This window comes from Bradyrhizobium sp. 14AA, assembly GCF_054185205.1.
This window is the reverse complement of the sequence record NZ_JAVAYM010000078.1, coordinates 1-696: the sequence shown is the minus strand read 5'-3', so window position 1 is coordinate 696 and position 696 is coordinate 1. Positions and strand designations below refer to the sequence as shown.

Below are 696 nucleotides of genomic sequence, written 5' to 3'. Positions count from 1 at the left end.
GGGGCCCCTCGTCCAAACAGTGCTCTACCTCCAATAATCATCACTTGAGGCTAGCCCTAAAGCTATTTCGGAGAGAACCAGCTATCTCCAGGTTCGATTGGAATTTCTCCGCTACCCTCAGTTCATCCGCTCACTTTTCAACGTAAGTCGGTTCGGTCCTCCATTCAGTGTTACCTGAACTTCAACCTGACCAAGGGTAGATCACCTGGTTTCGGGTCTACGACCAAATACTAAACGCCCTATTCAGACTCGCTTTCGCTACGGCTCCACATTTACTGCTTAACCTTGCATCAAATCGTAACTCGCCGGTTCATTCTACAAAAGGCACGCCATCACCCATTAACGGGCTCTGACTACTTGTAAGCACACGGTTTCAGGTTCTATTTCACTCCCCTTCCGGGGTGCTTTTCACCTTTCCCTCACGGTACTGGTTCACTATCGGTCACTAGGGAGTATTTAGCCTTGCGGGATGGTCCCCGCGGATTCCGACGGAATTTCTCGTGTTCCGCCGTACTCAGGATCCTCCTAGGTGTTGTCAGCATTTCGTCTACGGGGCTTTCACCCTCTTTAGCGGACTTTTCCAAATCCTTCAACTATACTAACAGACTACCATATTGGAGTCCTACAACCCCAACAAGCAAGCTTGTTGGTTTGGGCTCTTCCCGTTTCGCTCGCCGCTACTCAGGGAATCGAATT

The 696-nt window shown here is 50.0% G+C and carries 1 rRNA gene; it reads right to left on the bottom strand.

The window, feature by feature from the left end:
- Nucleotides 1-696, bottom strand: a 23S ribosomal RNA gene (locus RAD15_RS43385); the annotation flags it as partial.